The organism is Acidovorax sp. GW835-FHT14G06 (assembly GCF_058793595.1).
In genome coordinates this window covers 216,707-241,512 of sequence record NZ_JBXAGA010000003.1, presented here as the reverse complement: position 1 = coordinate 241,512, position 24,806 = coordinate 216,707, and the positions used below count along the sequence as shown (strand labels likewise).

Annotated in this window: 21 protein-coding genes and 2 pseudogenes; 14 read left to right on the top strand and 9 right to left on the bottom strand. The window is 64.8% G+C overall.

All coding sequences use genetic code 11. From position 1 onward, the window contains the following. Positions 1-17: 17 nt before the first annotated feature. Both AC1Q64_RS06220 and AC1Q64_RS06215 read right to left on the bottom strand, forming a co-directional pair. Positions 18-344 (bottom strand): hypothetical protein, encoded by a 327-nt coding sequence (locus AC1Q64_RS06220; protein ID WP_056060603.1) that lies wholly within the window; start codon positions 342-344, stop codon positions 18-20. 207 nt (positions 345-551) lie between these two features. Further along, positions 552-1,238 carry a DUF3334 family protein gene (locus tag AC1Q64_RS06215; RefSeq protein WP_056062049.1) on the bottom strand — a complete coding sequence of 229 codons (687 nt, stop codon included), beginning with the start codon at positions 1,236-1,238 and terminating at the stop codon, positions 552-554. A 167-nt stretch (positions 1,239-1,405) separates the two neighbouring features. Here AC1Q64_RS06215 and AC1Q64_RS06210 point away from each other — a divergent pair, with 167 nt between their 5' ends. Both AC1Q64_RS06210 and AC1Q64_RS06205 read left to right on the top strand, forming a co-directional pair. Further along, positions 1,406-2,590, top strand: a complete 1,185-nt coding sequence (locus AC1Q64_RS06210; RefSeq protein WP_476017016.1) for an S-methyl thiohydantoin desulfurase domain-containing protein — start codon at positions 1,406-1,408, stop codon at positions 2,588-2,590. A 57-nt stretch (positions 2,591-2,647) separates the two neighbouring features. Then, the gene (locus AC1Q64_RS06205) at positions 2,648-3,703 is read left to right on the top strand and encodes a sensor domain-containing diguanylate cyclase (protein ID WP_492250778.1); all 1,056 of its coding nucleotides are present in this window, start codon (positions 2,648-2,650) and stop codon (positions 3,701-3,703) included. Here the strand turns inward: AC1Q64_RS06205 and AC1Q64_RS06200 are convergent. The 3 genes from AC1Q64_RS06200 to AC1Q64_RS06190 form a co-directional block, all read right to left on the bottom strand. Further along, entirely contained in the window at positions 3,694-4,155 is a 462-nt protein-coding gene (locus tag AC1Q64_RS06200) for a (2Fe-2S)-binding protein (RefSeq protein ID WP_492250777.1), read from the bottom strand. The two genes, AC1Q64_RS06205 and AC1Q64_RS06200, sit on opposite strands and share 10 nt — an antisense overlap. A gap of 20 nt (positions 4,156-4,175) precedes the next feature. Then, entirely contained in the window at positions 4,176-6,446 is a 2,271-nt protein-coding gene (locus tag AC1Q64_RS06195) for a xanthine dehydrogenase family protein molybdopterin-binding subunit (RefSeq protein WP_492250776.1), read from the bottom strand. A 120-nt stretch (positions 6,447-6,566) separates the two neighbouring features. Beyond that, on the bottom strand, positions 6,567-7,166 hold the full coding sequence (locus AC1Q64_RS06190; protein WP_492250775.1) for a Crp/Fnr family transcriptional regulator: 600 nt from the start codon (positions 7,164-7,166) through the stop codon (positions 6,567-6,569). A 125-nt stretch (positions 7,167-7,291) separates the two neighbouring features. Here AC1Q64_RS06190 and AC1Q64_RS06185 point away from each other — a divergent pair, with 125 nt between their 5' ends. After that, positions 7,292-8,068 carry an SDR family NAD(P)-dependent oxidoreductase gene (locus AC1Q64_RS06185; protein WP_492250774.1) on the top strand — a complete coding sequence of 259 codons (777 nt, stop codon included), beginning with the start codon at positions 7,292-7,294 and terminating at the stop codon, positions 8,066-8,068. A 54-nt stretch (positions 8,069-8,122) separates the two neighbouring features. Beyond that, the gene (locus AC1Q64_RS06180) at positions 8,123-8,461 is read left to right on the top strand and encodes a darcynin family protein (protein ID WP_260666487.1); all 339 of its coding nucleotides are present in this window, start codon (positions 8,123-8,125) and stop codon (positions 8,459-8,461) included. On the opposite strand, the gene AC1Q64_RS06175 is transcribed toward AC1Q64_RS06180, so the two are convergent. Then, positions 8,458-9,642 (bottom strand): MFS transporter, encoded by a 1,185-nt coding sequence (locus AC1Q64_RS06175; RefSeq protein ID WP_108497591.1) that lies wholly within the window; start codon positions 9,640-9,642, stop codon positions 8,458-8,460. The genes AC1Q64_RS06180 and AC1Q64_RS06175 overlap by 4 nt on opposite strands. Positions 9,643-10,057: 415 nt before the next feature. Between AC1Q64_RS06175 and urtA the strand changes: the two genes are divergently transcribed. The 5 genes from urtA (at position 10,058) to urtE (ending at position 15,857) form a co-directional block, all read left to right on the top strand. Next, the gene (gene urtA, locus AC1Q64_RS06170; RefSeq protein WP_348714554.1) at positions 10,058-11,320 is read left to right on the top strand and encodes an urea ABC transporter substrate-binding protein; all 1,263 of its coding nucleotides are present in this window, start codon (positions 10,058-10,060) and stop codon (positions 11,318-11,320) included. A 155-nt stretch (positions 11,321-11,475) separates the two neighbouring features. After that, on the top strand, positions 11,476-13,056 hold the full coding sequence (urtB, locus tag AC1Q64_RS06165; RefSeq protein ID WP_291435553.1) for an urea ABC transporter permease subunit UrtB: 1,581 nt from the start codon (positions 11,476-11,478) through the stop codon (positions 13,054-13,056). A gap of 20 nt (positions 13,057-13,076) precedes the next feature. Next, positions 13,077-14,216, top strand: coding sequence for an urea ABC transporter permease subunit UrtC (urtC, locus tag AC1Q64_RS06160; RefSeq protein WP_056060630.1), 1,140 nt, complete (start codon positions 13,077-13,079; stop codon positions 14,214-14,216). Then, positions 14,213-15,088, top strand: a complete 876-nt coding sequence (gene urtD, locus AC1Q64_RS06155; protein ID WP_492250773.1) for an urea ABC transporter ATP-binding protein UrtD — start codon at positions 14,213-14,215, stop codon at positions 15,086-15,088. The genes urtC and urtD overlap by 4 nt, the downstream gene beginning before the upstream one ends. Positions 15,089-15,164: 76 nt before the next feature. Next, complete coding sequence (gene urtE / locus AC1Q64_RS06150; RefSeq protein WP_492250772.1) at positions 15,165-15,857, top strand: urea ABC transporter ATP-binding subunit UrtE; 693 nt, start codon at positions 15,165-15,167, stop codon at positions 15,855-15,857. A gap of 4 nt (positions 15,858-15,861) precedes the next feature. Here urtE and AC1Q64_RS06145 read toward each other — a convergent pair whose 3' ends face one another. Further along, entirely contained in the window at positions 15,862-16,719 is an 858-nt protein-coding gene (locus tag AC1Q64_RS06145) for a phosphatase PAP2 family protein (protein ID WP_492250771.1), read from the bottom strand. A gap of 311 nt (positions 16,720-17,030) precedes the next feature. Here AC1Q64_RS06145 and AC1Q64_RS06140 point away from each other — a divergent pair. Next, positions 17,031-17,402, top strand: a pseudogene (locus tag AC1Q64_RS06140) (diacylglycerol/lipid kinase family protein); the annotation flags it as partial. On the opposite strand, the gene AC1Q64_RS06135 reads toward AC1Q64_RS06140, so the two are convergent. Next, positions 17,351-17,968 carry a hypothetical protein gene (locus AC1Q64_RS06135; RefSeq protein WP_492250901.1) on the bottom strand — a complete coding sequence of 206 codons (618 nt, stop codon included), beginning with the start codon at positions 17,966-17,968 and terminating at the stop codon, positions 17,351-17,353. The pseudogene AC1Q64_RS06140 and the gene AC1Q64_RS06135 sit on opposite strands and share 52 nt — an antisense overlap. A gap of 206 nt (positions 17,969-18,174) precedes the next feature. On the opposite strand from AC1Q64_RS06135, the gene AC1Q64_RS06130 reads away from it, so the two are divergent. Both AC1Q64_RS06130 and AC1Q64_RS06125 read left to right on the top strand, forming a co-directional pair. After that, positions 18,175-18,963, top strand: coding sequence for a metallophosphoesterase family protein (locus AC1Q64_RS06130; protein WP_492250770.1), 789 nt, complete (start codon positions 18,175-18,177; stop codon positions 18,961-18,963). A 275-nt stretch (positions 18,964-19,238) separates the two neighbouring features. Continuing rightward, the gene (locus AC1Q64_RS06125; protein ID WP_291435566.1) at positions 19,239-20,321 is read left to right on the top strand and encodes an adenylate/guanylate cyclase domain-containing protein; all 1,083 of its coding nucleotides are present in this window, start codon (positions 19,239-19,241) and stop codon (positions 20,319-20,321) included. A 19-nt stretch (positions 20,322-20,340) separates the two neighbouring features. Here the strand turns inward: AC1Q64_RS06125 and AC1Q64_RS06120 are convergent. Beyond that, positions 20,341-21,087: pseudogene (locus tag AC1Q64_RS06120) on the bottom strand (haloacid dehalogenase type II). A 175-nt stretch (positions 21,088-21,262) separates the two neighbouring features. Here AC1Q64_RS06120 and alaC point away from each other — a divergent pair. Next, on the top strand, positions 21,263-22,468 hold the full coding sequence (alaC, locus tag AC1Q64_RS06115) for an alanine transaminase (protein WP_492250769.1): 1,206 nt from the start codon (positions 21,263-21,265) through the stop codon (positions 22,466-22,468). 105 nt (positions 22,469-22,573) lie between these two features. After that, on the top strand, positions 22,574-24,787 hold the full coding sequence (locus AC1Q64_RS06110) for a hypothetical protein (protein WP_492250768.1): 2,214 nt from the start codon (positions 22,574-22,576) through the stop codon (positions 24,785-24,787). Positions 24,788-24,806: the final 19 nt, after the last annotated feature.

Here is a 24,806-nt window from a genome sequence, read left to right as displayed (position 1 = left end):
CCAAGCGCGGGCCCGGGTCAGCGCGCCAGCGCCTGCTCCAGTTGCTGCTTGTTCATCCGGGAGCGACCCCGGATGTTCTCTCGCTTGGCGTCCTCATACAGCTGCTCGCGCGTGCGGCCCTGCGGGCCGCGGTGCGAGTTTTTGCCGCCGCGCACGGGGGCCGGCGTGGCCTTCAGGGTCTTGGGGTTGGCTGTGCGGGCTTCGCCGTGTTGGGCGCGTTCCTTGTTCACTGTGCGCGCGGCAATCTCTTCGGCGGTGCTTTCGCTCTCACCGCGTTCCAGCAGGCTGTCCTTGATGTGTTCGTACTGGCGCTCGCGTTTGGCGCTCCAGGCTGCACGTGGCATTGGGGGCTCCTTTCCGATCAACAGCTGGGTTTTTCAGCTTAGGCCTGTGACCGGGAAGCATCGTCAGTACTTCGTGACGGCGGTTGTAGGACGGGCCCGCTGGGCTGGCCGGAGGAGCGCCGCAGGCACTTCGGGCGCATATTTGAGAAAAAGTGGCTGCAAGCGCTAGTGTTTCATGCGCTGGCAGCTATCTTTTTTGTAGTGTTTCTACATCCCCAGCGACTTGAGTAGCGCATCCGTGTCGTCCTGGCCGGCTGGCGGTGGGGCGGGCACGGGCGGTGCTTCTTGCGACTGGGCCATCAGCGCGTCCGGGTCGGGAGCTTCCTGGGCTTCAAAGTCGTAGAGCTTGATGAACTCGGTGCGGTCGATGGCGAGTTCCAGGTAGAAGATGTTGTTGTTGCTGGTGTAGAAGGTCACGCGCCGGGCCTCGGGCTTGTCGAGGTTGGCGTCCACCGACAGCTGCACCTGCTTGTTCAGCACCAGCATCTTGGGCTGGTTCTGCGTGATGTGGGTCTGCAGCTCGCGCCGCACCTTGCCGGTGAAGTCGCCCACCACCTGGTTCATCAGCTCGCCCATCACGTTGCTGACCTCGTCGGAGGTGTACGAACTGACCAGGTCATCCTTGGACATGCCCATGTTCAGCAGGTAGTTGGCGTACAGCTCCATCGCCGCCTGGCCTGAGAAATTGATGATCACCAGCCCCGAGAAGCCGCCGTCAAACAGCACAAAGCAGCCAATGTCGGGTTTCAGGCAGGTCTTGCTGATGCGCTGCACCATGCCGGAATAGTGGATCTGGCTGTGTGTAGCCACGCCCAGCACGCGGGTGACGGAGTTGCACAGGCTGATCAAAAGGTCTTCGGTGCCGTAAACGGGGGATTTTTCGGGGGTGCTCATGGTGGGGGTAGCGGAAAACAACTTGGTGCACAGCATAGGCGATGATGCCGCCGTAAACCAGAGTGCAGGCCCTGCCGTGGTGCCGATCCCCCCGTGGTATCCCGGTCATTGACTTTCGACGGGGCTCGGATATCGTGCTTTTCATCCAAATAAGAGAGGGGGGCCCGATGGGCAATGTCTATTTCTATGGCCTGACCGATTTCCAGGCGATCGCCACCGGGGCGGCCGTGCTGGCCAGCGGCGGTGGTGGCAGTTACCAAGACGCATGCGCCATCGTGCAGCAGCTGGCAGACCAGGGCTACACGGGCACGGTGCAGGTGCAGGACTACGACGGCGCCACCAATGCCTGTGTGCTGGCCATCATGGGTTCGCCCGACGCGGCCGACAACCTCACCCTCACGGCGGTGCAGAACTCCATCAGCAACACCGTGGCCGTGATGCAGGCGTACACCGGCATGCAGCCAGGCGCCTTCATCCCGGTGGAGATCGGACCCATCAATTCGCTGGTGCCGCTGATTGGCGCGGCCATGTCGGGCGGCAGCATCTGGGTGGTGAACGGCGATGGCGCAGGCCGTGCCGTGCCTGAGCTGCCCCAGACCACCTTCACCGCCCCTTCCGGGCCAGCGCCCAGTCCCGCCGTGCTGGCCAGCGATGCGTCCACGCTTATGGCGGCGGAGTACGCGGTGCTGGGCTCCGGCACGGCGTCGGGCATCGAGTCGCTGGCGGGCGGGGTGGTGGGCGGCTTCGGCGGGTATTCGGGCATTGCGATGTGGCCCTCCAACGCGGGCAACCAGTTCGCGTTGTCGGGCAGCTACATTCCGGGCACGCTGGAGCAGGCGCGCCAGCTGGGCCTGCAGCTCTTGCAGGCGGTCACGCCGCTGAGCACCCAGGCCGTGGCGGCGGGCATCCAGAACCTCACCGGCCGTGCCGCGCGCGCCGTGGTCACCAACTTTTTCATCACCTCGGTCAGCCAGTCCACGTCCAGCGCGTCGCTGGACTCGGGCATCATCCGGCTGGACAATGCATCCGACCCGGCCCAGAGCACCGAGACACATTACCTCTACAACCTCAACGAGAACCTGATCATGTATTCGGCGGCGAGCACCACCCCCGACATCATTGCGCCCGACTCGATCTGCTACTACTCAGAGAGCACGGGTCGTGGGTTCTCCAACGCCAGCGACGACCTGGCCCAGTATTTCGACCCTAAAACGGGCCGCAGCACCGGCAACCAGGTGAGCGTGATTGCGGTGCAGACTGCACCCCAGCTCTACAACACCCCCGGCGTCGTGGCATCGTTTGCCGCGCTGCTGCGCAATATCGGTTACGCGGGTGGCATGCCGCCCGGCTGAACCTTGAAGCCCGCACCGACGCACGAGAGAAACGGAACGCTGTGAAAAAAGGTGGTCATGGCCATGGGTGAGGCGGACCTGAACAAGGAGCGGCTGGAGCTGGCCCTGGAGGCCGCCGGGCTCGACCTGTGGGAGAACGACCTCATCACCGGCAACGTCACGCGCAAGGCGACCAAGACGTTTGAAGAGCTGGGGTTCTCCGAGGATGAAATCGTCTCGGGCGTTCAGGACATCTACGGCCTGTTCCACCCCGACGACATCGACACCGTGCGCAAGGCCGTGGCCGACCACCTGACGGGCGTCACGCCGCAGTACCGGTGTGAGTTCCGGCTGCGCTCCAAGAGTGGCGAGTGGGTCTGGTTTGCCAACTATGGCCGCATCATGGACGGCCACAGCGAGACGCCTGGCAAGCGCTTGATCGGCGTCACGTTCAACATCCACGACCGCAAGTGCCGCGAGACCGAGATCGCCCAGATCAACCAGCAGCTCACCGAGCAGAACCGCCTGCTGCAGCAGCTCAACGCCACGCTGGAGCGGCTGGCCGCCAACGACTCGCTCACGGGCCTGTCCAACCGCCGCACGCTGATGGAGCTGGGTGCCAAGGAATACAAGCGCACGGAGCGTTTTGGGCACCCGATGTCCGTGCTGGTGGCAGACATCGATTTGTTCAAGACCGTCAACGACCTGTACGGCCACCTGGCGGGCGACCGCGTGATCTGTGCCGTGGCCCAGGTGTGTGCTGGGCACAAGCGCAGCGGCGTGGACATCGTCGCGCGGTTTGGGGGCGAGGAGTTTGTCATCGTGCTGCCCGAGACCGATAGCGCGAGCGCGTTGCAAGTGGCAGAGTCGCTGCGCCGCGAGGTCGAGTCCTTGCTGGTGTGCGTGGGCGACGAAGGGCAGGAGGTGGCAGTCACCGTGAGCATTGGCGTAGCCACCCTGTACAAGGGCTCGGGGATGAATTTTGAAGAGCTGGTGAACCGTGCCGACCAGGCCCTTTACCAAGCCAAGGGCACAGGGCGCAATGCCGTGTACTGCGCCGACATGCCGCCCGAAAAAGGGGGCGTGGTCGAGCAGGTTTCGCTCGACCTGGGAGGGGGGATCTCTCAGCCCTGAGGCCCGCGCGCAGCCTGGTGGATCGCCGCCCGGATGCGCGGGTAGGTGCCACAGCGGCAGGCATTGCCCGACATGGCGGCGTCGATGTCGGCATCGGTAGGCTGCGGCGTTTTCTTCAGCAGGGCACAGGCCGACATCAGCTGCCCGCTCTGGCAGTAGCCGCACTGCGCCACATCCACTGCGGTCCATGCGGTGCGCAGTGCAGAGGCTTCGGGGCCCTGCAGGCCCTCGATGGTGGTGACCTGGGCATTGCCCACGGCCGACAGGGGCGTGATGCAGGCGCGCACCGGTTCGCCGTTCAGGTGCACGGTACAGGCGCCGCACAGTGCCATGCCGCAGCCAAACTTGGTGCCGTTCATCTGCAGCTCGCCGCGCAGCACCCACAGCAGGGGTGTGTCGGGTTCGGCGTTGACGGCGACGGGTTGGCCGTTGAGGTTGATGGTGGTGGTCATGGGGGCTCCGGTGCGGCGGGTCAGCTGAGCTTGAGCGGCAGCGCGCGCAGGCGTTGGCCGGTGAGGGCAAACAAGGCATTGGCCACGGCGGGTGCAATGGGCGGCACGCCGGGCTCGCCCACGCCCTCGGGGGGCTCGGCGCTGGCGATGATGTGGGTCTCCACGCGGGGGCAGTCGGCCATGCGCAGCAGGGGGTAGTCGTGCAGGTTGCTCTGCTGCACCTGGCCGTCCTTGATCGTCACTTCGCCCCACAGCGCAGCGGTGAGGCCATAGACCACGGCGCTTTCCATCTGCTGGGCAATGAGGTTGGGGTTGATGGCCGCGCCGCAGTCGACCACGCACACCACGCGGTGCACGCGGATGGCCTTGTCGGCACCCACCGACACCTCGGCCACCTGCGCGACGATGGAGCCGAACGACTGGTGCAGCGCCACGCCGCGCGCCCGTTGCACGCCCGACGCATCCGGCGGCAAGGGCTGGCCCCAGCCCGCCAGCTCGGCCGCCTTTTGCAGGACCTTCAGGTGGCGCGGGTGTTTTTGCAGCAGCGCGGCGCGGAAGGCCACCGGGTCCTTCTTGGCGGCGTGGGCTGCTTCGTCCACAAAACTCTCTTTGAAGAACGCCTGGTGCGAATGCCCCACCGAGCGCCAGAAGCCCACGGGCAGCGGCAGGTCGATGATCTCGTGGGCAATGCGTGCGTGGGGCCACTCGTAGGGTTGGTCGAACGCGCCTTCGGACGTGGTCTTGTCCGGCCCCGCGCCCGGCAGGCCAAAGGTGCGGGCCAGCACCTGCGGCACGATGGCCTGACCGGCCGACACGTTGTGCCAGGCCACCAGCTGGCCCTGTGCGTCCAGCCCGGCCTTGAACCGGGCCACGCAGGCGGGGCGGTAGAAGTCGTGCTGCATGTCCTGCTCGCGGGACCACAGCGTCTGCACCGGCGCGCCGCCCGCGGCCTTGGCAATGGCGGCGGCCTGGGCCACATAGTCCACCTCCAGCCGCCGGCCAAACCCGCCGCCCAGCAGCAGCTGGTGCACGGTCACCTTGGTGTCGTCGATGCCCAGGGCCTTGGCGGCAGCCATGCGCGCCAGGCCCGGCACCTGGGTGGATGTCCACACGCTGGCCGCGCCATCCTTGAACTGCACGGTGCAGTTGATGGGCTCCATGGTGGCGTGGGCCAGGTAAGGCGCGCGGTAGTCGGCAGTGAGGGTGGTTGCAGCGCCTTGCAGGGCCTGGTCCACATCGCCCACGCTGTGGTAGCCAAAGCCCTGGGCCTGGTCCAGCGCCTGGGTCAGCTGGGTCATGACGGCGGCGCTCGACAGCGCGGCGGCGGGGCCATGGTCCCACTGCACGGTGACCGCGGCGGCGGCCTTCTTGGCGTGCCAGGGCGTGTCGGCAATCACGGCCACGCCGCCAGTGCCGCCGTGGTACGGCGCTACGGCCAGCACCTGCTTCACCCCGGGCATTTTTTGCGCGGCTGCGCCATCGAACTGGACCACCTTGCCGCCGCGCGTGGGGCACATCACCACGCTGGCGTGCAGCAGGCCGGGCGGGTGGGCATCGATGCCAAACACCGCACTGCCATCGAGCTTGGAGGGCGCCTCGATGCGGGTGAGCGGCTTGCCGATCAGCTTGAATTCAGCAGAGGCCTTGAGGGGCACCTTGCCCGGTGGCGGCTGCTGCGCCGCCAGTGCGGCCAGCTCGCCAAACGTGGCGCGTTGGCCTGCCGCATGTTCCACCACGCCAGCGTTGGCCTTGCATTCGGTGGCCTGCACCTTCCATTGCACGGCCGCTGCGTTGATGAGCATGGCGCGGGCGTGGGCACCGGCCTCGCGCATGGGGCGCCACAGGTCCTTGATGCTGCTGGAGCCGCCCGTCATCATCACGCCCACCTCGCGCATGGTCTTGGCGGTCAGCCAGCCCGCCACGGCCTTGATGGAGCCGTCGTTGTCGGGGTGGAACGGCAGGCCGTCCACCACCGTGGCCAGGTTGTTGTAGATGTCGTCGATGGGCGCCATCTCCAGCCGCACCTGGGCCCAGTCGGCGTCCAGCTCTTCCGCCAGGATGGCGGCCAGCCCGGTGTGCGCGCCCTGGCCCATTTCGGACTTGGCCATCATCACCGTCACCGTGTTGTCGGCGGCTACCTTGAGCCAGCCATTCAGCGCCACCTGGCCTGTGCCCTGGGGCAGGGGCTGCGCGGTGTGCAGCCGCTGGCGCGGGGGCACCACGCCCCAGCCGATGACCAGCGCGCCGGCTGTTGCGGCGCCACCGAGAAGCACTGTGCGTCGTTTCACCATGGGTTGTCCTGAGCGGTTGAGAAAGTGCACGCCGGCGCCTTCGATGGCGATCGCCGGGTGGCAAGGGCAGGGAGCCATCCTAGCGCCACTGCGCACTGCTGTGCCGCTGAAGAGTGTCGGCTATGTGACGCTGCGCCGCACGCGCATGGCAATGCGGTTGAGCCCGACGGGCGTCAATCCCAGGTAGCGGGCCAGGTCTTTTTGCGGGATGCGCAGCGCCAGGTTGGGGTGCGATGCCAGGAAGGCACGGTAGCGGCCCTCGGGGGTAAGGGTGAGCAGTTCGCGCTCACGCGCCTCCTTGCGTGCGGCGTACACCAGGGTCAGCTGGTACAGCGCCTTTGCCCAGGGCAGGTGGCGTTCGGCCAGCGCGAGCAGCACGCCGTGGTCGATGCGCTCCAGGGTGGCGGACTCGATGGCCGTCACCATGAAGGCCGTGCGGCCGCCCGGCTGCAGGGCGGACACGCTGGCAAAAAAGCGTCCTTCTTCGGCAAACGACTTGATCCATTCCGTGCCGTCATCCTGCAGGTAGCTCAGCTTGAACAAGCCTGCTTGAACCGCGTAAACATACGGGTGCTGCACCCCCTGCAGAAAAACCGTGCCGCCTGCCTGTACCGCGTGCGTGGTGATGGCGCGCTCTGCCGTGGCCCAGTCGGGCAGGGCCTGCGTGCCCGCCGCCTGTGTGAGGAGCGACCAGAAGGCGGGTTGCTGGATGGGGGCCATGGCGCGCAGTATGCCGCGTGGCAGCGTGGCGAAGTTTCCGCCGCGCCTGGGGGTGAGAGCCTCCTTCGTTCGCCAATTAACCTGGGTTGATGACGACGGACGGAGGCATGCCTAGAGTGCGGCCCATGTCACACGCTCGCACCCCCACCACCGCACGCCAGGCCGCGCTCGCAGGCCCGTTGCCACGCACCATCGTCACCGGCGCCAGCTCGGGCATTGGCCTGGCGCTGGCCCTGGAGCTGGCACGGTGCGGCGTGCCCGTACTGGCCGTGGCACGGCAGGCCGAGCCGCTGCAGGCGCTGACAGATGCCCATGGACTGATCGAGCCCTGGGTGGCCGACCTGTCCCGCATTGAAGAGATCGACGGCCTGGCGGCGCAGTGGCTGCTGCGCTATCCCGATATTGGCGCGCTGGTGAACAACGCAGGCATCCAGCACGACCTGCGGGTGGACGATGCCGGCTACAGGGCACAGGACATGCGCGCGGAGGTCGAGATCAACCTGCTGGCGCCGATGGCGCTGACGCGTGCGTTGCTGCCCCATTTGCAGGCCCAGCAGCGCGCATGGGTGGTCAATGTCGGGTCGGTGCTGGGCTCTTGCCCCAAGCGAACGGCGGCGGTTTACAGCGCCACCAAGGCCGGGCTGGACCTGTTCACCCAGGCGCTGCGGGTGCAGATGCAAGGCAGCCCAGTGCGGGTGGTTCACGCTGTGATGCCGCTGGTGGACACGCCCATGACCCGGGGCCGAGGGCGCGGCAAGATCCCTCCCGATGTCGCTGCACAGGCACTGGTCCGCGGCCTGCTGGCGGGGCACGCCGACATCCGTATCGGCAAGGCGCGCGCGGCCTGGCACTTGCAGCGTTGGACACCCGGGCTGCTGGCCCGCCTGCTGCGCACGGCTTGATCCAAGCCTGCCGGCTCAACACCTGTTTTCTCATCGACCCCAGGAGATCACCCCATGGCCACCCGTTATGCCTTCTTCATCCACCTGCGTGCACTGCCCGAGTGGCTGCGTTTGCCCCGTGAGCAAAGGCGTGAGTTGGGTGAGGCGCACCTGCATGCCCTGCTGCCCCGCTACCAGGGAGCCCTGCGCCTGCGCCACTTCGATGCAGAGGCCTTCGCAGCGCCCTGCAGCGACCTGATGCTGGTGGAAACCGATGACCCGCTCAAGCACTACGACTTCATGGAGCGGCTGCGCGATTCCCCCCTGCTCACCGTGCCGTATTTCGAGGTGCTGCAGATCCTGCCTGCCATCGAAGACGGCTATGTGGCGTTCGAGCGCGCCGAAACGGCTTAGGCCGCCTTGCAGTCGGCCAGCGCCGGAGCCTTGTGCGTGGGCTGCCGGTCCAGCCAGGCAATGTAGGCCGTGAGCGCCAGCGCACTCAGCGTGACGGCGGCCGCCACCAGCGGAATGGTCTGCAGCGACCACCCGGCCGTGATGACTGCACCCCCCAGCCAGGCACCAATGGCATTGCCGAGGTTGAATGCGCCGATGTTGAGTGTGGACGCCAGGCTGGGCGCATCGCCCGCCTGCGACACCACCCGCGCCTGCAGTGGCGTGCCCGCCGCGAACGACACCATGCCCCACACCACCACGGTGATGACGGCAGGCCACAGCCACACGCTGGTGAACGAAAACGCTGCCAGCACCCCCGCCAGCACGGCGAAGATGCCCATCAGCGAGGGCAGCAGCTTCCAGTCTGCCAGGCGGCCGCCCAGCAGGTTGCCAATGGTCAGGCCCACGCCGCACAGCAGCAGCACGCCGCTCACGTTCTGGGGCGAGACACCGGTCACGTCGCGCAGGATGGGCGTGATGTAGGTGAACAGCGTGAACATGCTGGTGGATGCGAGCACGCTCACCGCCAGCGCCAGCCACACCTGGCGAATGCGCAGCACGCGGAACTCGCCCAGCGCGCTGCCGCTGATCTGGTGGCGCAGGTGTGGCACCCAGCGCACCACGGCGGCCACGGCCAGCACCCCAATCACCACCACCGCCCAGAAGGTGGAGCGCCAGCCCAGGTGCTGGCCCAGCAGCGTGCCCAGTGGCACGCCCAGCACGTTGGCGAGCGTGAGCCCGGTGAACATCAGCGCCATGGCCTGGGCGCGCTTGTGGGGCTCCACCACGCTGGCCGCCACCACGGCGCCAATGCCAAAAAACGCAGCGTGGCAGAACGAGGTGACCACGCGTGCCACCATCAGCCACGCATAGCTGGGGGCCAGCGCGCAACCCACATTGCCCACGATGAACAGCACCATCAGCCAGGTCAGCGTGGTCTTGCGCGGCCAGCGCGCGGTGGCCACCGCCAGCAGCGGTCCACCCACAGCCACGCCCAGTGCGTAGGCCGACACCAGCATGCCGGCGGCGGGGATGGAGACGGACAGGTCACCTGCCACTTCGGGCAGCAGCCCCAGGATCACGAATTCGGTGGTGCCAATGCCAAAAGCGGCAATGGCCAGGGCCAGCAGGGGGAGGTTCATGGAGAGCAGAGGAACTAAAGGGCAGCACCGGGGCCGATGGGGTCAGGCGTGCAAGACTAGGGAAAACCCTTGGATTCTACGGAGGCCCCACAACCTTTGCAGGCCAAGGTTTTTGCATGAAATGGGCTGGTAGCGCTAGTGAAATATGCGGTAGCAGCTATTGTTTTCATAGTGAATGCCATCCTTGCCCTTGTGCGCCTGTGGCGTGCATCGGGGGGGGTGAGTCGCCTCGCAACGGCCCCCGTGTGATGCGGGCTCGCAGCGGGGCGTGTACGCCACCCGGCGTATTTCGCCAATCGGCCCCGCTCTCCAGAATCCATTCCATCGCCCGATCCACAGGGGCTCCACACCGGGGCCCACCGGGCGAAGCGGTTTGATTGATTTCCTGATTGAAACCACCACCGGAGAAGCACACATGCAACGTCGTTATTCCCTCAAGGCCCTCGCGGCCGTCGCTACGCTCGCTGGCCTGTCTGCGCTGCCAGCCCACGCGCAGGACACCATCAAGGTCGGTATCCTGCACAGCCTGTCGGGCACCATGGCCATCTCCGAGACCGTGTTGAAAGACACGGTGCTCATGGCCATCGACGAGATCAACGCCAAGGGCGGCGTGCTGGGCAAGAAGCTCGAACCCGTGGTGGTGGACCCGGCCTCCAACTGGCCCTTGTTCGCTGAAAAGACCAAGCAGCTGCTCGGCCAGGACAAGGTCTCGGTCATCTTCGGCTGCTGGACCTCGGTGTCGCGCAAGTCGGTGTTGCCGGTCGTGGAAGAAATGAACGGCCTGCTGTTCTATCCCGTGCAGTACGAAGGTGAAGAGCTGTCCAAGAACGTGTTCTACACCGGCGCCGCGCCCAACCAGCAGGCCATCCCTGCGGTGGACTACCTGATGAGCAAGGACGGCGGCAGCGCCAAGCGCTGGGTGCTGCTGGGCACCGACTACGTCTACCCCCGCACCACGAACAAGATCCTGCGCGCCTACCTCAAGTCCAAGGGCGTGAAGGATTCGGACATCGACGAGAAGTACACCCCCTTCGGCCACTCTGACTACCAGACCATCGTGGCCGACATCAAGAAGTTCAGCCAGGGCGGCAAGACGGCCGTCGTCTCCACCATTAACGGTGACTCCAACGTGCCCTTCTACAAGGAACTGGGCAACGCCGGCCTGAAGGCCAAGGACGTGCCCGTGGTCGCCTTCTCGGTGGGCGAGGAAGAGCTGCGCGGTGTGGACACCAAGCCGCTGGTGGGCCACCTGGCTGCCTGGAACTACTTCCAGTCCATCAAGAGCCCGGCCAACACCGAGTTCATCAAGAAGTGGAGCGACTACGCCAAGGCCAAGAACATTGCCGGCCACAAGGACAAGCCGCTCACCAACGACCCGATGGAAGCCACCTACATCGGCATCAACATGTGGAAGCAGGCGGTTGAAAAGGCCAAGAGCACCGATGTGGACAAGGTGATTGCCGCCATGGCCGGCCAGACCTTCAAGGCGCCGTCGGGCATCGTCTCCAAGATGGACGAGAAGAACCACCACCTGCACAAGAGCGTGTTCATCGGCGAGATCAAGGCCGACGGCCAGTTCAACGTGGTGTGGAAGACCCCTGGCCCTGTGAAGGCCAAGCCATGGTCGCCTTACATCGAAGGCAACGACAAGAAAAAAGACGAACCCGAAAAGAAGTGATCTCCCCCTGAGCGGCTACACCGCTTCCCCCTCTCTCACGCTGCGCGTGGGAGGGGGACGCCCCCAGCGCGGCGGGGCGGCCCTTGCGCGGGGGCGCTGGCATGGGCTGCGCTCACCGCAGAGGCTGGTCGTTTCTTTCACCCACTGGCCCTTCCATGCTTTTCTCTTTTTTCTCCCGTCTGATCGCCTGCGTTGTGTTGTGTGCAACTGCGCAGGCGTACGCACTTACCGCCGAGCAGGCTCTGGCCATGGCCGCTGGTGAAACCGACGACCGTGTGGCCGCCGTGCAGCAGGCCGTGGTGGAGCCCAGCGAACGCACCGCCGCTTTTTTGCAGGCGCTGGCCGACGATGCGGTGAAGGTGGCTGACGGCAAGGCGCTGATCGTGCGCGATGACAAGGGCATCGACCCTGTCACCGGTGCTGAGGTCCCTGTGCCCGCTGATGCCGAAGACATCATCAACAATAACCGCATGCGCGGTGAGATCGACACGGCCCTGGCGGGCCTGGCGCTGTTTGGCAAGGATGAATCCCAGCGCATGGCCGCCGCCAAGGCCCTGACCAAGGAGCCTGACGCGGGCCGCCTGCCCCTGCTAGACAAGGCACTGGCGCAGGAGACCAACGACAAGATCAAGACCCAGCTGGAGCTGGCGCGCGCCGCCACGCTGCTGGGCAGTGACGACGCTGCACAGCGCATCGCTGCGGCACAGGCACTGTCGCTCAGCGCCACACCCGATACGCGGCTGCTGCTCAACGAACGCGTCACGGTCGAAGAAGACGCCAAGGTCAAGGCCGCACTGCAGGCCGCACTGCGCGCCATGGAAGGCCAGCTCGCCTGGGGCGAACGCCTGGGCGCGGCGTTCTCGGGCATCAGCCTGGGCTCCATCCTGCTGCTCGTCGCCTTGGGCCTGGCCATCACCTACGGCCTGATGGGCGTGATCAACATGGCCCACGGCGAGCTGATGATGATCGGCGCCTACGCCACCTATGTGGTGCAGGGCATCTTCCAGAAGTATTTTCCGGGTGCGTTCGACTGGTATCTGGTCGCCGCGCTGCCCCTGGCCTTTGGTGCCTCGGCCGCCGTGGGCGCGGTGCTGGAGCGCGGCGTGCTGCGCTTTCTGTACGGCCGCCCGCTCGAGACGCTGCTGGCCACCTGGGGCATCAGCCTGGTGCTGATGCAACTGGTGCGCACGATTTTTGGCGCGCAGAACGTGGGTGTGGAAAACCCCGCGTGGATGAGCGGTGGCGTGCAGGTGCTCTCCAACCTCACGCTGCCCTACAACCGCCTCGTCATCATCGGCTTTGCCATCGCGGTGCTGCTGGGCATGGGCTACCTGATCGGCCGCACGCGCCTGGGCCTGTTCGTGCGCGGCGTCACGCAAAACCGCCCCATTGCCTCGTGCATGGGCGTGAACACGGCGCGCATCGACACCATGGCCTTTGCGCTGGGCTCGGGCATTGCGGGCCTGGCTGGTTGCGCGCTGAGCCAGGTGGGCAATGTGGGGCCTGACCTGGGCCAGAGCTACATCGTCGATGCCTTCATGGTGGTGGTGCTGGGCGGCGTGGGCCAGCTGGCGGGCACGGTGTATGCCGCGCTGGGCCTGGGCATCCTGAACAAGTTCCTTGAAGGCTGGGCGGGCGCGGTGCTGGCCAAGATTGCGGTGCTGGTGTTCATCATCATCTTCATCCAGAAGCGGCCCCAGGGCATCTTCGCGGTCAAAGGGCGTACGGCCGACTGAAGCACCAGAGACGACTGATCATGACTACGCCAACCTCTCCCAACATCCAACTGCCCGCACCCGCGCCGCTGCTCACGCGCGGTGGCTGGTCGGCCTTTATCGTGGCGCTCATCGTGGTGTGCGCCGTGGCCCCCGTGCTCAACCTGTGGGTGCCTGCGGGCAGCATGTTCCACCTGTCGGACTACGCCGTGGCCCTGCTCGGCAAGATCATGTGCTACGCCATCTGCGCGCTGGCCATGGACCTGATCTGGGGCTACACCGGCATTTTGAGCCTGGGCCACGGCCTGTTCTTTGCGCTCGGCGGCTACGTGATGGGCATGTACCTCATGCGCCAGATTGGCCGCGATGGCAACTACAAGAGCGACTTGCCAGACTTCATGGTGTTCCTCGACTGGAAGGAGCTGCCCTGGCACTGGGCGCTGTCTGACAGCTTCATCGCCACGCTGATCCTCATCGTGGCGGTGCCCGGCGTGATCGCGTTTGTGTTCGGCTACTTCGCCTTCCGCTCGCGCATCAAGGGCGTGTACTTCTCCATCATCACGCAGGCCATGACGTATGCGGCCATGCTGCTGTTCTTCCGCAACGAAACCGGCTTTGGCGGCAACAACGGCTTTACCGACTTCAAGCGCATCCTGGGCACGCCCATTGCCACGCAGAACATGCGCATGACGCTGTTCGTGCTGACGGGGTTGTCGCTGCTGGGCTTCTTCCTGCTGGCGCGCTGGCTGGTGCGCAGCAAGTTCGGCCGCGTGCTGCAGGCGGTGCGCGATGCCGAGAGCCGCGTCATGTTCTCAGGCTACTCGCCACTGCCCTACAAGCTCACCATCTGGACCATCAGCGCCATGATGTGTGGCGTGGCGGGCGCCCTGTATGTGCCCCAGGTCGGCATCATCAACCCCGGCGAGATGAGCGCCGCCAACTCCATCGAGATCGCCGTGTGGGCGGCCGTGGGCGGGCGCGCCACACTCATCGGGCCCATCGTGGGCGCGTTCATCGTCAACGGTGCCAAGAGCTGGCTCACGGTGACGGCGCCGGAGTTCTGGCTGTACTTTCTGGGCGCGCTGTTCATTGCGGTCACGCTGTTCCTGCCCGATGGCGTGGTGGGGCTGGTCAAGAAGCTCAAGGCAAAAATGACAACCACGAAGGGAGCCGCGCAATGACGCCCGATCTGATGGAAGAAGGCGCGCGGCGGCTGCAGAAGACGCTGGCCCCCGCTGCACTGGGCCAGACCGAATCGGGTGGCCGCGCTGCAGGCTTCTCGCGCATTGCCACGCCGGGCGAAGTGGACGTGACCCACGGCCGCATCCTGTACCTGGAAGACGTGCATGTGAGCTTTGACGGCTTCAAGGCCATCAACGGCCTGAGCCTCGATATCGCCCCCGGCGAGCTGCGCTGCATCATTGGCCCTAACGGCGCGGGCAAGACCACGATGATGGACATCATCACCGGCAAGACGCGGCCTGACAAAGGCACGGTGTTCTTTGGCTCCACCATCGACCTGCTGCGCCACAACGAGCCCGAGATTGCCAGCTTAGGGATAGGCCGCAAGTTCCAGAAGCCCACGGTGTTCGAGCAGCTCAGCGTGTTCGAGAACCTGGAGCTGGCGCTCAAGACCCACAAGGGTGTGAAGTCCAGCATGTTCTTCAAGCTCGACTCCGCTCAGTCGGACCGCCTGGCCGAGATCCTGCACACCATTCACCTGGCCGACAGCGTCACGCGCCAGTCCGGCAACCTGAGCCACGGGCAAAAGCAATGGCTGGAGATTGGCATGCTGCTGATGCAGGACCCCAAGTTGCTGCTGCTGGACGAACCCGTGGCGGGCATGACCGATGAGGAGACCGCCCGCACGGCGGAGCTGTTCCTCACGCTCAAGGGCAAGCACTCGCTCATGGTGGTGGAGCACGACATGGGCTTCATCCGCACCATCTCCGAGAAGGTGACGGTGCTGTGCGATGGCTCGGTGCTGGCCGAAGGCACGCTCGACCAGGTGCAGGCCGACGAGCGCGTGATCGAGGTGTACCTCGGCCGGTGAAGGTATTTACTATCAAAAATATAGCTGTCAGCGCATATTGAACCAGCGCTAGCGGCCCAAAACATCCCAAGTCACCATGCTCACCGTCCAGAACATCAACCAGTACTACGGCGGCTCCCACATCCTGCGTGACGTGAGCCTCACCGCCAGCCCGGGCAAGGTCACCGTGCTGCTCGGCCGCAACGGCGTGGGCAAGACAACGCTGCTCAAAAGCCTCATGGGGCTGGTGCCCATCAAGAGCGGCTCCATCCAGTTTGACGGTAAGCCCATCGACAAGGCCACGCCCTATGACCGGGCGCGCGCAGGCATCGGCTTTGTGCCGCAAGGCCGAGAAATCTTCGGCCGCCTCACCGTGGAAGAAAACCTGCGCATGGGCCTGGCCTACAAAAGCGGCTCCACCCCTGTGCCCCCGCATCTGTACGAGCTGTTCCCCGTGCTCAAGCAAATGCTCAAGCGCCGGGGCGGTGACCTGTCAGGTGGTCAACAGCAGCAACTGGCCATTGCGCGTGCGCTGGCCCCCGGCCCGCGTTTGCTCATCCTGGACGAGCCCACCGAAGGCATCCAGCCCAGCATCATCAAGGACATCGGCCGCGTGATCCGCATGCTGGCCGACCAGGGTGAGATGGCCATCCTGCTGTGCGAGCAGTACTACGACTTCGCGCAGGAACTGGCCGATGAGTACCTGGTGATGGAGCGCGGCGAGGTCATCGCCCGCGGGCCAGGTAGCGAGATGGAAGCCAAGGGCATTCGCAACCTGGTGGCTATCTGACGTCTCACGGCCGTTGCATCACGGCGCCGAGGGCAGGGCGCCGCCAGCGCGACACGCTCTCCATGATGAGTACGGTGCACACCATCCACGTGCCGCCCAGCAGCCAGCCTGCCAGCACATCGCTGGCGTAGTGCACCTGCAGCACCACACGGCTCCAGCCGGTGGTGAAGATGAGCGCACCTGCCAGCACCACCGCAGGCAGGTGCCAGGTGCGGGGCAAAAGCCGCGTGGCCAGGTAGGCCAGCATGGCATAGGCCACCATCGATGCGCTGCTGTGCCCGCTGGGAAAACTGTAGCCGCTGGCCTCTGCAATGCCGTGCGTGTGCTCGGGTCGCACGCGCTCGAACAGATTCTTCAGCACCTTGGTCAACGCGCCGTTGCCTGCCATGGCCACCAGCCATCCGGTGGCCAGCAGGCGGTGATGGCGCAGCCACAGCGCGGCCGCCACGCCCAGCGCCAGCACCGTCAGCACCCAGGTGTCTCCCAGGTGGGTGAGGGTGGCAAACCACTGCAGCACGGTGGCCGATGCCTGTGCTTGCAGGCCTGCGGCCAGCGCGTCGTCCAGTGCGCCCCAGGTGCCTGGGGCGCGCCCGCTTTCGGCCAGCTCTGCCAGCGCGGCACCTGCCAGAGCCAGCGTGCAGGCTGATACGGCCATGGCGGCCACCAGCACCCAGCGCGCCTGTGCCGGAAACACGCGGCCCAGCGGTGCGCCTGCGTGCTGCCGCAGGCTGCGCAAGCCGGTCAATCCAGCGCTACCCAGCAGGGCAAACGCCAGCACGCCAGCCATCCACCAGCCCAGGGGGTGTTGCGCCAGCAGGGCGCCGATGTCGGTGGCGGCCAAAACGCTGGAGGTCGTGGTCATGGAGATAGTGGGTCCTTTCTGTTGATGCACCCGCAGGGCGTCTGCCCATGGAGAGAAGCCGTGGGTTGTACCGAAGTTCCCAGCATCCCGTTGCGTGATGGGTGTATTGCATCTTCGCTGCAGCTGTCGGAGCAGGCTGACAGAGGGTAGGCGTGGCTACCGGCTGCGCGCGGGTCGGCCGCTTGTCATCATGGAGTGCCCTGTCATCCGTGCTGGCGCTCCTGGCGTGGTGTGGGCCTGCGGGTTCGCCCGGCGCCTGCGATTTGTCCAGTGCGCTGTGGGGTTGCTCTTGTTTGTTGCAGAGTTTTTGAATGACACCTTCGGAATACACCCTACCTCCCCAGCCCCGTGGCCCTATCCATCTGGTGGTGCCACGGCGGCCAGGTGCCGACCTGGACCTGCTGCGCGCCAAGCTCGAAGGTGTGCCTGCCCTGCAGGCGCATGACGTGGTGTGGCACGTGCCTGACCGGCGCGCCGACATCGTGCAGCTGGCCGAGCAAGCCGCCCAGGCCGCGCAGGACGATGGTGGACTGGTGGTGGCCGCCGGGGGCGACGGCACCATCAACGCCGTAGCGTCGGCCGCGCTGCGCGCCGGGGTGCCGCTGGGGGTGGTGCCCATGGGCACGTTCAACTATTTCAGCCGCGAGCACGGCCTGGCGCTGGACCCCGAGACCGCCGTGCAAGAGCTGCTGCAGGCGCTGGATGCGGGCGACCTGCGGCCGGTGCAGGTGGGGTTTGTGAACCGCCGCATGTTTGTGGTCAACGCCAGCGTGGGCCTGTACCCCAAGATGCTGGCCGACCGCGAGATGGCATCGCGCCGCTTTGGCCGCAAGCGCTGGGTGGCCATAGCGGCGGCGGTGTGGAGCCTGTTTCGTCCCGCATCGGGCCGCCGCTGGCGCGTGGTGATGAAGACCCACCAGGGCGCCGAGGCGCAGCAGGAGGAGCATCTGGTCACCACCCTGTTTGTGGGCAATAACCCCTTGCAGCTGGACCGCATGGGCCTGCCGCAGGCGCAGAAGGTGGCCGACGGCGGGCACTTGGCCGTGGTGATGCTCAAGCCCCAGGGCCGCTGGGCCATTGCCCGCACCGTGTGGAACGCGGCCACAGGCCAGTTGCACAAAGACAATGCGGTGGTCAGCATGGCGTGTTCCGAGCTGACCGTGGCACCCGCCAGCTGGAGGCCCCCGCAGGTCAAGGTGGCGTTTGACGGCGAGCGGGAATGGATGGCACCACCCCTGCATTTCCGCATCAGTGGGCGGCCGCTGTGGCTGGTGGCGCCCAGCCCCCTGGCGCGGGATGGCGCACCGCAGACCCAGCCCACTGCTGATGATCAGTACGCCGCAATCCCGCCCGAGTCGCCTGAGCCCGGCCCCGCCGCACCCGGCTTGCTGCCTGCATGACGCGGCAACCATTGCGTTCGCCATTGCGTCCACCCGCTGCCTTCGACCACCTACCATGACTGTTCTGATGCACCTGTCGGACCTGCACTTCGGCGCGCACGACCCGGTGGTGTGCGCCGCTGTCCAGCGGCTGGCGCAGCGCCTGGGGGTGGCGATGGTGGTGGTGTCGGGCGACCTCACGCAGCGCGCCACCGCGCTGCAGTTTGAACAGGCCTCACGGTTTGTGCGGGGCCTGCATGCGCGCAGCAACCTGGTGCTGGCGGGCAACCACGACCTGCCCCTGTTCGCGTGGTGGATGCGCTGGGGCCGGTCGTACGAGCGGTTCTCCGAACAGTTCGGCATGGACCAGGAGCCCGTACGGCAGATGGGTGCGTTCTACGTGGTGGGCGTGAACACCACGCGCGCCTGGCGGCACGAGCGCGGCAGCCTGTCGTCTGCCCAGATCGAGCATGTGGCGCTGCTGCTGGCGCGTGCACCCCCGGGTGCATGGCGCATTGTGGCCAGCCACCACCCCCTGGTGGCGCGCGACGCCGAGGACCGCGACCACCGACCCCACCGCGCAGACGAGGCCGTGGAGCGCTGGCGCATTGCCGGTGCGCAAATGCTGCTGTCCGGCCATGTTCACCAGCCGCGCCTGTTGCAGCCGGTACCGGGGCTGTGGGCCAGCAGTGCGGGCACGGCGGTGTCGCACCGCCTGCGGCACGGCAGCCCCAACAGCCTGGTGGTGCTCAGCACCGAGGCATCGGGCGCTGCGCCAGACGGTCAGGCAAGGGTGGCAGCCCGCTGGGACTATGACGGCGCGGTGGGAGAGTTTGTGTGTGTGGACCGGGTGACTGCCAGGTGACGGTGGAAAACCATCAATTGCTATTTGATTGATAGCGGTTGGCGCATGTGGTTCTAGCGCTTGGAGCTAAAAAGACCAAAAAGGCGCTGTGAAGCTGCTCACGCGTTCATGCCCTGTTCCCTGATGGGGTGTGGGTGCTGCAGCAAACGCTGTTGCTGCTTTGCCCGCGGTGTTTTCACCGGTTGACCAGCCGCTGGGCGGCGCATATTCTGGGTGGCGCGGGGCACCCTTGCCCCCACCCACAAAAGCCCAGCCGCCCCACGTCCCAGACCTCCATGCACAAAGAATTCCACCACGACGCCGTGCGCCGCCTGCAGGCGCTGATCGAACGCGAAACCGGCAAGCCCCTGGGCGAGGCGGCGCAGGCAGAGATGGCCGACATCCTGCACGGCATGGAGAACCCCGAAGGTGCTGCCGCCGACGGCCTGGCCGTGGCGCCGCGTGAGGTCACGATCCTGCTGGCCGATCTGCGCGGGTTCACCGCACTGTCGGGCTCGCAGCCGGCATCGGTGGTCATTGCGGCGCTCAACCGCTGCCTGGCACGGCTGTCCGAAGTGGTGTTCAAGTACCAGGGCACGATCGACAAGTTCATGGGCGACTCGATCATGGTGCTGTTTGGCGCCCCGGTGGCCCGCGACGACGACGTGGACCGCGCGCTGCTGTGTGCGGTGGAGATGCAGATCGCCATGCGCGAGCTGAACCTGGCACACCTGACGGAGCGGTTGCCCGAGGTGTTTCTGGGCATCGGCGTGAACACGGGCACTGTGATGGCCGGGCGTTTTGGCTCGGATGTGTATTCCGAATACACGGTGATCGGCGAGGCCGTGAACCTGGCGTCGCGCATTGAGGCGCTGAGCCTGCGGGGCCAGGTGCTTATCAGCGACTCCACCTACCAGCGCTGCTGGGGGTTGGTGTCGGCGTCTGCGCCCATGCAGGTGTTCGTCAAGGGGCGTACGCAGCCCGTCAGCCTGCGTGAGCTGATCGCCATCCCCTCGCACAAGCTCAAGGTGCCCCGCCAGGAGTTCCGCCGCAGCCACCGCGTGGACGCGCGCCTGCCCTGCCTGTGCCAGCGCATGCAGGACAAGATCGTGGTGCCCCACATCGTGCACGGCGCCATCCGCGACATTGGCTACCACGGCCTGCTGGTGGAGCTGATCGAGCCGCTGGAACCCCACAGCGAGATCAAGCTGGAGTTTGAGCTGCCGCTGGTGGACTACCGCGTGGCCGATGTGTACGCCCGCGTCGTCACCCTCAAGCAGGAGGGCGATGAATGGGTGGCCGGGCTGGAGTTCACCTCCATCAGCGCCGAATGCCGCGCCAAGGTGCAGATGTTTGTGCAGCTGCTGGTGGCGCACTGACGAACACACCGCTGGCCGTTCAGCATCCCAGCAGGCTGGCGAGATCGGTCAGGTCCTTGGCATGCAGGTCATTGCCCGGCTGCGGCGACACATCCTTGGGCTGTGCCACGCCAAACTCGTGTGGCCGTTCGATGTACGCCGTGCGCAGGCCACAGCCCCGCGCAGCGGCCAGGTCGTCGTGGTGAGCCGCCACCAGCGCCACCTGCTGTGGCGGCAGGTCAAACACCCGCGCCACGCCCAGGTAGGTGTCGGGATGCGGCTTGTAGGCCTTGAACACCTCGGCGCTCAGCACACAGTCCCAGGGCAACCCCGCGCGCTTGGCCATGTTGGTCAGCAGGCCGATGTTGCCGTTCGATAGCGTGGTGATGGTGTAGCGCTGCTTGAGCCGCGTCAGCCCCTGCACGCTGTCGGGCCAGGCATGGAGCCGGTGCCACGCGCGGTTGAGGTGGTGGCGCTCGGCATCGCCCAGGTGTGCCAGCCCAAAGCGCGGAAGGATCTCGTCCAGGATTTGCCGGTGCAGGGCATCGATCAGCGTCCAGCCCTATTCGCCGCGCATCACCCGCGCCATGGCGGGCTGGTAGCCCGCGCGCCACGCCAGTGCAAACGCATCGGCATCCACCTGGGGATAGAGTGCCCGCACCTCGCGCGCAATGCTGCCGTGCCAGTCCACCACGGTGCCAAAGATGTCGAAGGCCAGCACCTGCACCTGGGCCAGGGGATGGTCGGCAGGCAGGGCAGTGGGGTTTGTGGATGGGAGGGTGTTCATGCGCCCATCGTAGATGGCGGCGGCCAGCCCTCGTCCCCACTGCGGCATTGCCGCCACACTGCGCACAAAGGGCTGGAGTGCTGCCCGCAGCTTGCGCTACATTGGCTGCGGGCTGGCCTTTCTGCCAGCCACGTCGCTCGGACGGTTCCGGGCGCTTACGTGAAAGTCACACCGCATGTCTGCATCGCAGGGCAAGCGCCGTTTTGCGCGCATCGATCGCCTCCCTCCCTACGTCTTCAACATCACGGCCGAACTCAAGCTGGCCGCCCGTCGCCGGGGCGAAGACATCATCGACATGAGCATGGGCAACCCCGACGGGGCTACGCCACCGCACATCGTCGCCAAGCTCACCGAAGTGGCCCAGCGGCCCGACACCCACGGCTACAGCGCCAGCAAAGGCATCCCGCGCCTGCGCCGCGCCATCAGCCACTGGTACAAGGACCGCTACGCGGTGGACATCAACCCCGACACCGAGGCCATCGTCACCATCGGCTCCAAGGAAGGCCTGGCCCACCTCATGCTGGCCACGCTGGACCGGGGCGACACCGTGCTGGTGCCCGACCCGAGCTACCCCATCCACATCTACGGTGCGGTGATTGCCGGTGCCGACATCCGCAGCGTGCCCGTGGCGCCCGATGTGGACTTCTTCGCAGAGCTGGAAAAGGCCATCCGTGGCAGCTACCCCAAGCCCAAGATGATGATCTTTGGCTTCCCCAGCAACCCCACCGCGCAGTGCGTGGACCTGGGCTTCTTCGAGCGCGTGATCGCCCTGGCCAAGAAGCACGACATCCTGGTGGTGCACGACCTGGCCTATGCCGACATCGTGTACGACGGCTACCGCGCGCCCAGCATCATGGAAGTGCCCGGCGCCAAGGACGTGGCGGTGGAGTTCTTCACGCTCAGCAAAAGCTACAACATGGCTGGCTGGCGCGTGGGCTTCATGGTGGGCAACCCCGACCTGGTGGCCGCGCTGGCCCGCATCAAGAGTTACCACGACTACGGCACCTTCACGCCCCTGCAGGTGGCCGCCATCGCTGCGCTGGAGGGCGACCAGCAGTGTGTAAAAGATATCGCCGCCCAGTACCAGCGCCGCCGCGACGTGCTCTACAAGGGTCTCACCGAAGCCGGCTGGGCCGTGGACTGCCCCAAGGCCAGCATGTACATCTGGGCCCGCATCCCCGAGCCTTATCGCGCGCTGGGCTCGCTGGAATTTGCGCGGCAGCTGCTGGACAAGGCCAAGGTGTGCGTGTCGCCCGGCATTGGCTTTGGCGACCAGGGGGATGAGTACGTGCGCTTTGCGCTGATCGAGAACGAGGCGCGGATTCGGCAGGCCGTGCGGGGGATTCGGGGGATGTTCAAGGCGGATGGGTTGGTGGAATAGGCGGCCTCTGTGTCCTCGGTACCTCAGATTTCCGAACGGCAAGATAGCAATTCAGCGTGCGAAAGGACAAGTTTGAATCACGAGCAATCCAAGGACTCTACGCATATGTCAGCAATCGATCAGGCGATCTTGGCGGCCTCCGATCCACGTTTCAACATCATCTATCTCTTTCCTCATCCCAAACAGGACTTGGATAAAGCGAGTCCTTTCGGTTGGTACACACCAGGCATCCTCGCGACTGCTGAACCAATGCGACAGGCATGCGAGCTTCCAGCTGACATACGCGAAGCTCACACTGATATAGATGTTGTGCTTGTTCACCGGCTTGCGGGAACGACATGGCCGCATTTACTGCCCATTGAAATTGATTCATTTGAGCAGTCTCTGGAGATTTTGCAGTCACCATTTATCGTATGCGTGACCACCGACGTTGATGTTGCTGCATCAACTGATCTTGTATTGAAGGATTTTCCGATTCCTGTCCTGCACGTCTCAAGCGTATCAGCGCCGAATCGGGTGCCACCTCAGGGGTTCAACCTGCACGGGGTCTGTGTGCACGTACGCAAGGTACTTGATGCCTTGTCGCGGAATCCGCAGTTTGAAAATTTTGTCCGAGAGTGTCGTCGCTTGTTGACCGATGCGCCTCAGCGAAAGCTGCGAAAGCACTCGTTGCCTCTGGGGATGCACAACGTCACAGCTCCCAACGAAACTGCACTCGCGGCATTTGGGTACAAGTTCCCAACCACTCGACGAATTTCTGAACCATTCGGGCCAATGGGGGAAAGTACGCCAGAAAAATACATCAGCCGCATCTGTCAAGCCGCAGACGCGGTAGCCGCTGAGCGCGCAGGATTGCTCTCAGGTCGCACACCGCAAATACAGGATCACCGAGCGATCATCGCTGTTGCAAGCTCATATGCGCGGCTCTACAGTACTTGGCAGGACCTTGTTCAGCGTGTTTCAGGGGACAAGCGTCGTGAGCTTCGTCAAGCACTTGGTTTTGTCACACGGTCAGAGTCATACTTCCACTCCGTCCCTAGCAACTCTAGTGGTGAGCTTGCACTGAGTCCCATAGCTGAATTGGTGTCCCGCGGGCTTGCTCGGGATATGCGAGCGTTCACCTCAGCACTCAGCATGCTGTCTTCGGCGACGCTTTGCCCGGTACTGCGTTTGGAGCCAAAAATCAATGGAATTAGGGTGCAAGCTGCAGAATTTGCTCGCTGCGTTAGGACTCACGCGGAGCCGGCATACCATCGCAAACAGGCTCGCATGATGCGTGTTCTTGGTGAGAAGATGCGGTCTCTGATTGACCATGATTTCTTGAAACGAATAGACAGGAATGAGTCCCGCTACGTCGAAGGTCTCAAGCTGATCACTGATCTACCTCTTGAACTCTTGCCTTCGAATGGCATGCCTCTTGGGCTGCGCTTTGACATCTCACGTGTTTCTCCCGTACCTGGCAATCTTTTTTGGCAAACGTGTAACTTGCCCCCTTTGCGTATCTCTGTAAATGCGTTTTATGACGTTTTGGTTGTGCGCTCTTTTGATGCCTCCGACCCAATTGGTCGTCACCTAGAAAAGGCACTGAAAGTTGTTGCCCGTTCCAGCCGCTTCAAAAGACTGAAGTACCGTTTTGTAGATGTTGATACCCCAGAGCAGTTTGTTGACGCTATACAAAACTTCAACGGTGCTGTTTTGATTTTTGATGGGCACGGTCGATATGAGTCTCGGACCGGTGTTGGCCATCTAATTGTTGGTGGCAAGCCACTTGATACCTGGGCGCTGAAGCGACGGTGTCAACTTCCCCCGGTGGTCATGTTCAGCGCTTGCGACACTCAACCGATAGAAGGAAGTCATGGATCGGTTGCGACATCTGCCTTTGCTCTTGGGGCTTGCGCTGTGTTGGGCACAATGTTTCCTGTTAACTCGTTTCACTCATCTGTGATGATGGCCCGCATGCTGCTTCGCATAGATCAGTTCCTGCCCATTGCCTTAACGATTTTCCCTATATTGAACTGGCGCCACATTGTGTCTGGGATGCTTCGTATGAGCCACGTTACGGAAGCAGCGCGTACGCTTAACAAGCGAGCTCAACTCGGGCTCACCGGGGAGGCGTTGTCGAGAATTCAATTGTCGGCGAACAACGAAATCAATTCATGGTCCTCCCGCTGGTTTGATGCGTGGGTGGACGCTCTTGCAAGTGAGAGTGATCGCTCAAGCGAAGAAATCCGCAGGTTGATAAGCCTGCATGTTGGAATCACGGACGCTATGAAGTACGTACACCTCGGCAATCCAGAGAGATTGATCATTTCTGGATGATGCTGCTTATTGATCCGTA

What these genes read in the sequence shown, in the direction of transcription:
- AC1Q64_RS06220 (WP_056060603.1), bottom strand. Translation starts at nt 344, where the DNA reads ATGCCACGTGCAGCCTGGAGCGCCAAACGCGAGCGCCAGTACGAACAC.
- AC1Q64_RS06215 (WP_056062049.1), bottom strand. Translation starts at nt 1,238, where the DNA reads ATGAGCACCCCCGAAAAATCCCCCGTTTACGGCACCGAAGACCTTTTG.
- AC1Q64_RS06210 (WP_476017016.1), top strand. Translation starts at nt 1,406, where the DNA reads ATGGGCAATGTCTATTTCTATGGCCTGACCGATTTCCAGGCGATCGCC.
- AC1Q64_RS06205 (WP_492250778.1), top strand. Translation starts at nt 2,648, where the DNA reads ATGGCCATGGGTGAGGCGGACCTGAACAAGGAGCGGCTGGAGCTGGCC.
- AC1Q64_RS06200 (WP_492250777.1), bottom strand. Translation starts at nt 4,155, where the DNA reads ATGACCACCACCATCAACCTCAACGGCCAACCCGTCGCCGTCAACGCC.
- AC1Q64_RS06195 (WP_492250776.1), bottom strand. Translation starts at nt 6,446, where the DNA reads ATGGTGAAACGACGCACAGTGCTTCTCGGTGGCGCCGCAACAGCCGGC.
- AC1Q64_RS06190 (WP_492250775.1), bottom strand. Translation starts at nt 7,166, where the DNA reads ATGGCCCCCATCCAGCAACCCGCCTTCTGGTCGCTCCTCACACAGGCG.
- AC1Q64_RS06185 (WP_492250774.1), top strand. Translation starts at nt 7,292, where the DNA reads ATGTCACACGCTCGCACCCCCACCACCGCACGCCAGGCCGCGCTCGCA.
- AC1Q64_RS06180 (WP_260666487.1), top strand. Translation starts at nt 8,123, where the DNA reads ATGGCCACCCGTTATGCCTTCTTCATCCACCTGCGTGCACTGCCCGAG.
- AC1Q64_RS06175 (WP_108497591.1), bottom strand. Translation starts at nt 9,642, where the DNA reads ATGAACCTCCCCCTGCTGGCCCTGGCCATTGCCGCTTTTGGCATTGGC.
- urtA (WP_348714554.1), top strand. Translation starts at nt 10,058, where the DNA reads ATGCAACGTCGTTATTCCCTCAAGGCCCTCGCGGCCGTCGCTACGCTC.
- urtB (WP_291435553.1), top strand. Translation starts at nt 11,476, where the DNA reads ATGCTTTTCTCTTTTTTCTCCCGTCTGATCGCCTGCGTTGTGTTGTGT.
- urtC (WP_056060630.1), top strand. Translation starts at nt 13,077, where the DNA reads ATGACTACGCCAACCTCTCCCAACATCCAACTGCCCGCACCCGCGCCG.
- urtD (WP_492250773.1), top strand. Translation starts at nt 14,213, where the DNA reads ATGACGCCCGATCTGATGGAAGAAGGCGCGCGGCGGCTGCAGAAGACG.
- urtE (WP_492250772.1), top strand. Translation starts at nt 15,165, where the DNA reads ATGCTCACCGTCCAGAACATCAACCAGTACTACGGCGGCTCCCACATC.
- AC1Q64_RS06145 (WP_492250771.1), bottom strand. Translation starts at nt 16,719, where the DNA reads ATGACCACGACCTCCAGCGTTTTGGCCGCCACCGACATCGGCGCCCTG.
- AC1Q64_RS06135 (WP_492250901.1), bottom strand. Translation starts at nt 17,968, where the DNA reads ATGCGGAAATGCAGGGGTGGTGCCATCCATTCCCGCTCGCCGTCAAAC.
- AC1Q64_RS06130 (WP_492250770.1), top strand. Translation starts at nt 18,175, where the DNA reads ATGACTGTTCTGATGCACCTGTCGGACCTGCACTTCGGCGCGCACGAC.
- AC1Q64_RS06125 (WP_291435566.1), top strand. Translation starts at nt 19,239, where the DNA reads ATGCACAAAGAATTCCACCACGACGCCGTGCGCCGCCTGCAGGCGCTG.
- alaC (WP_492250769.1), top strand. Translation starts at nt 21,263, where the DNA reads ATGTCTGCATCGCAGGGCAAGCGCCGTTTTGCGCGCATCGATCGCCTC.
- AC1Q64_RS06110 (WP_492250768.1), top strand. Translation starts at nt 22,574, where the DNA reads ATGTCAGCAATCGATCAGGCGATCTTGGCGGCCTCCGATCCACGTTTC.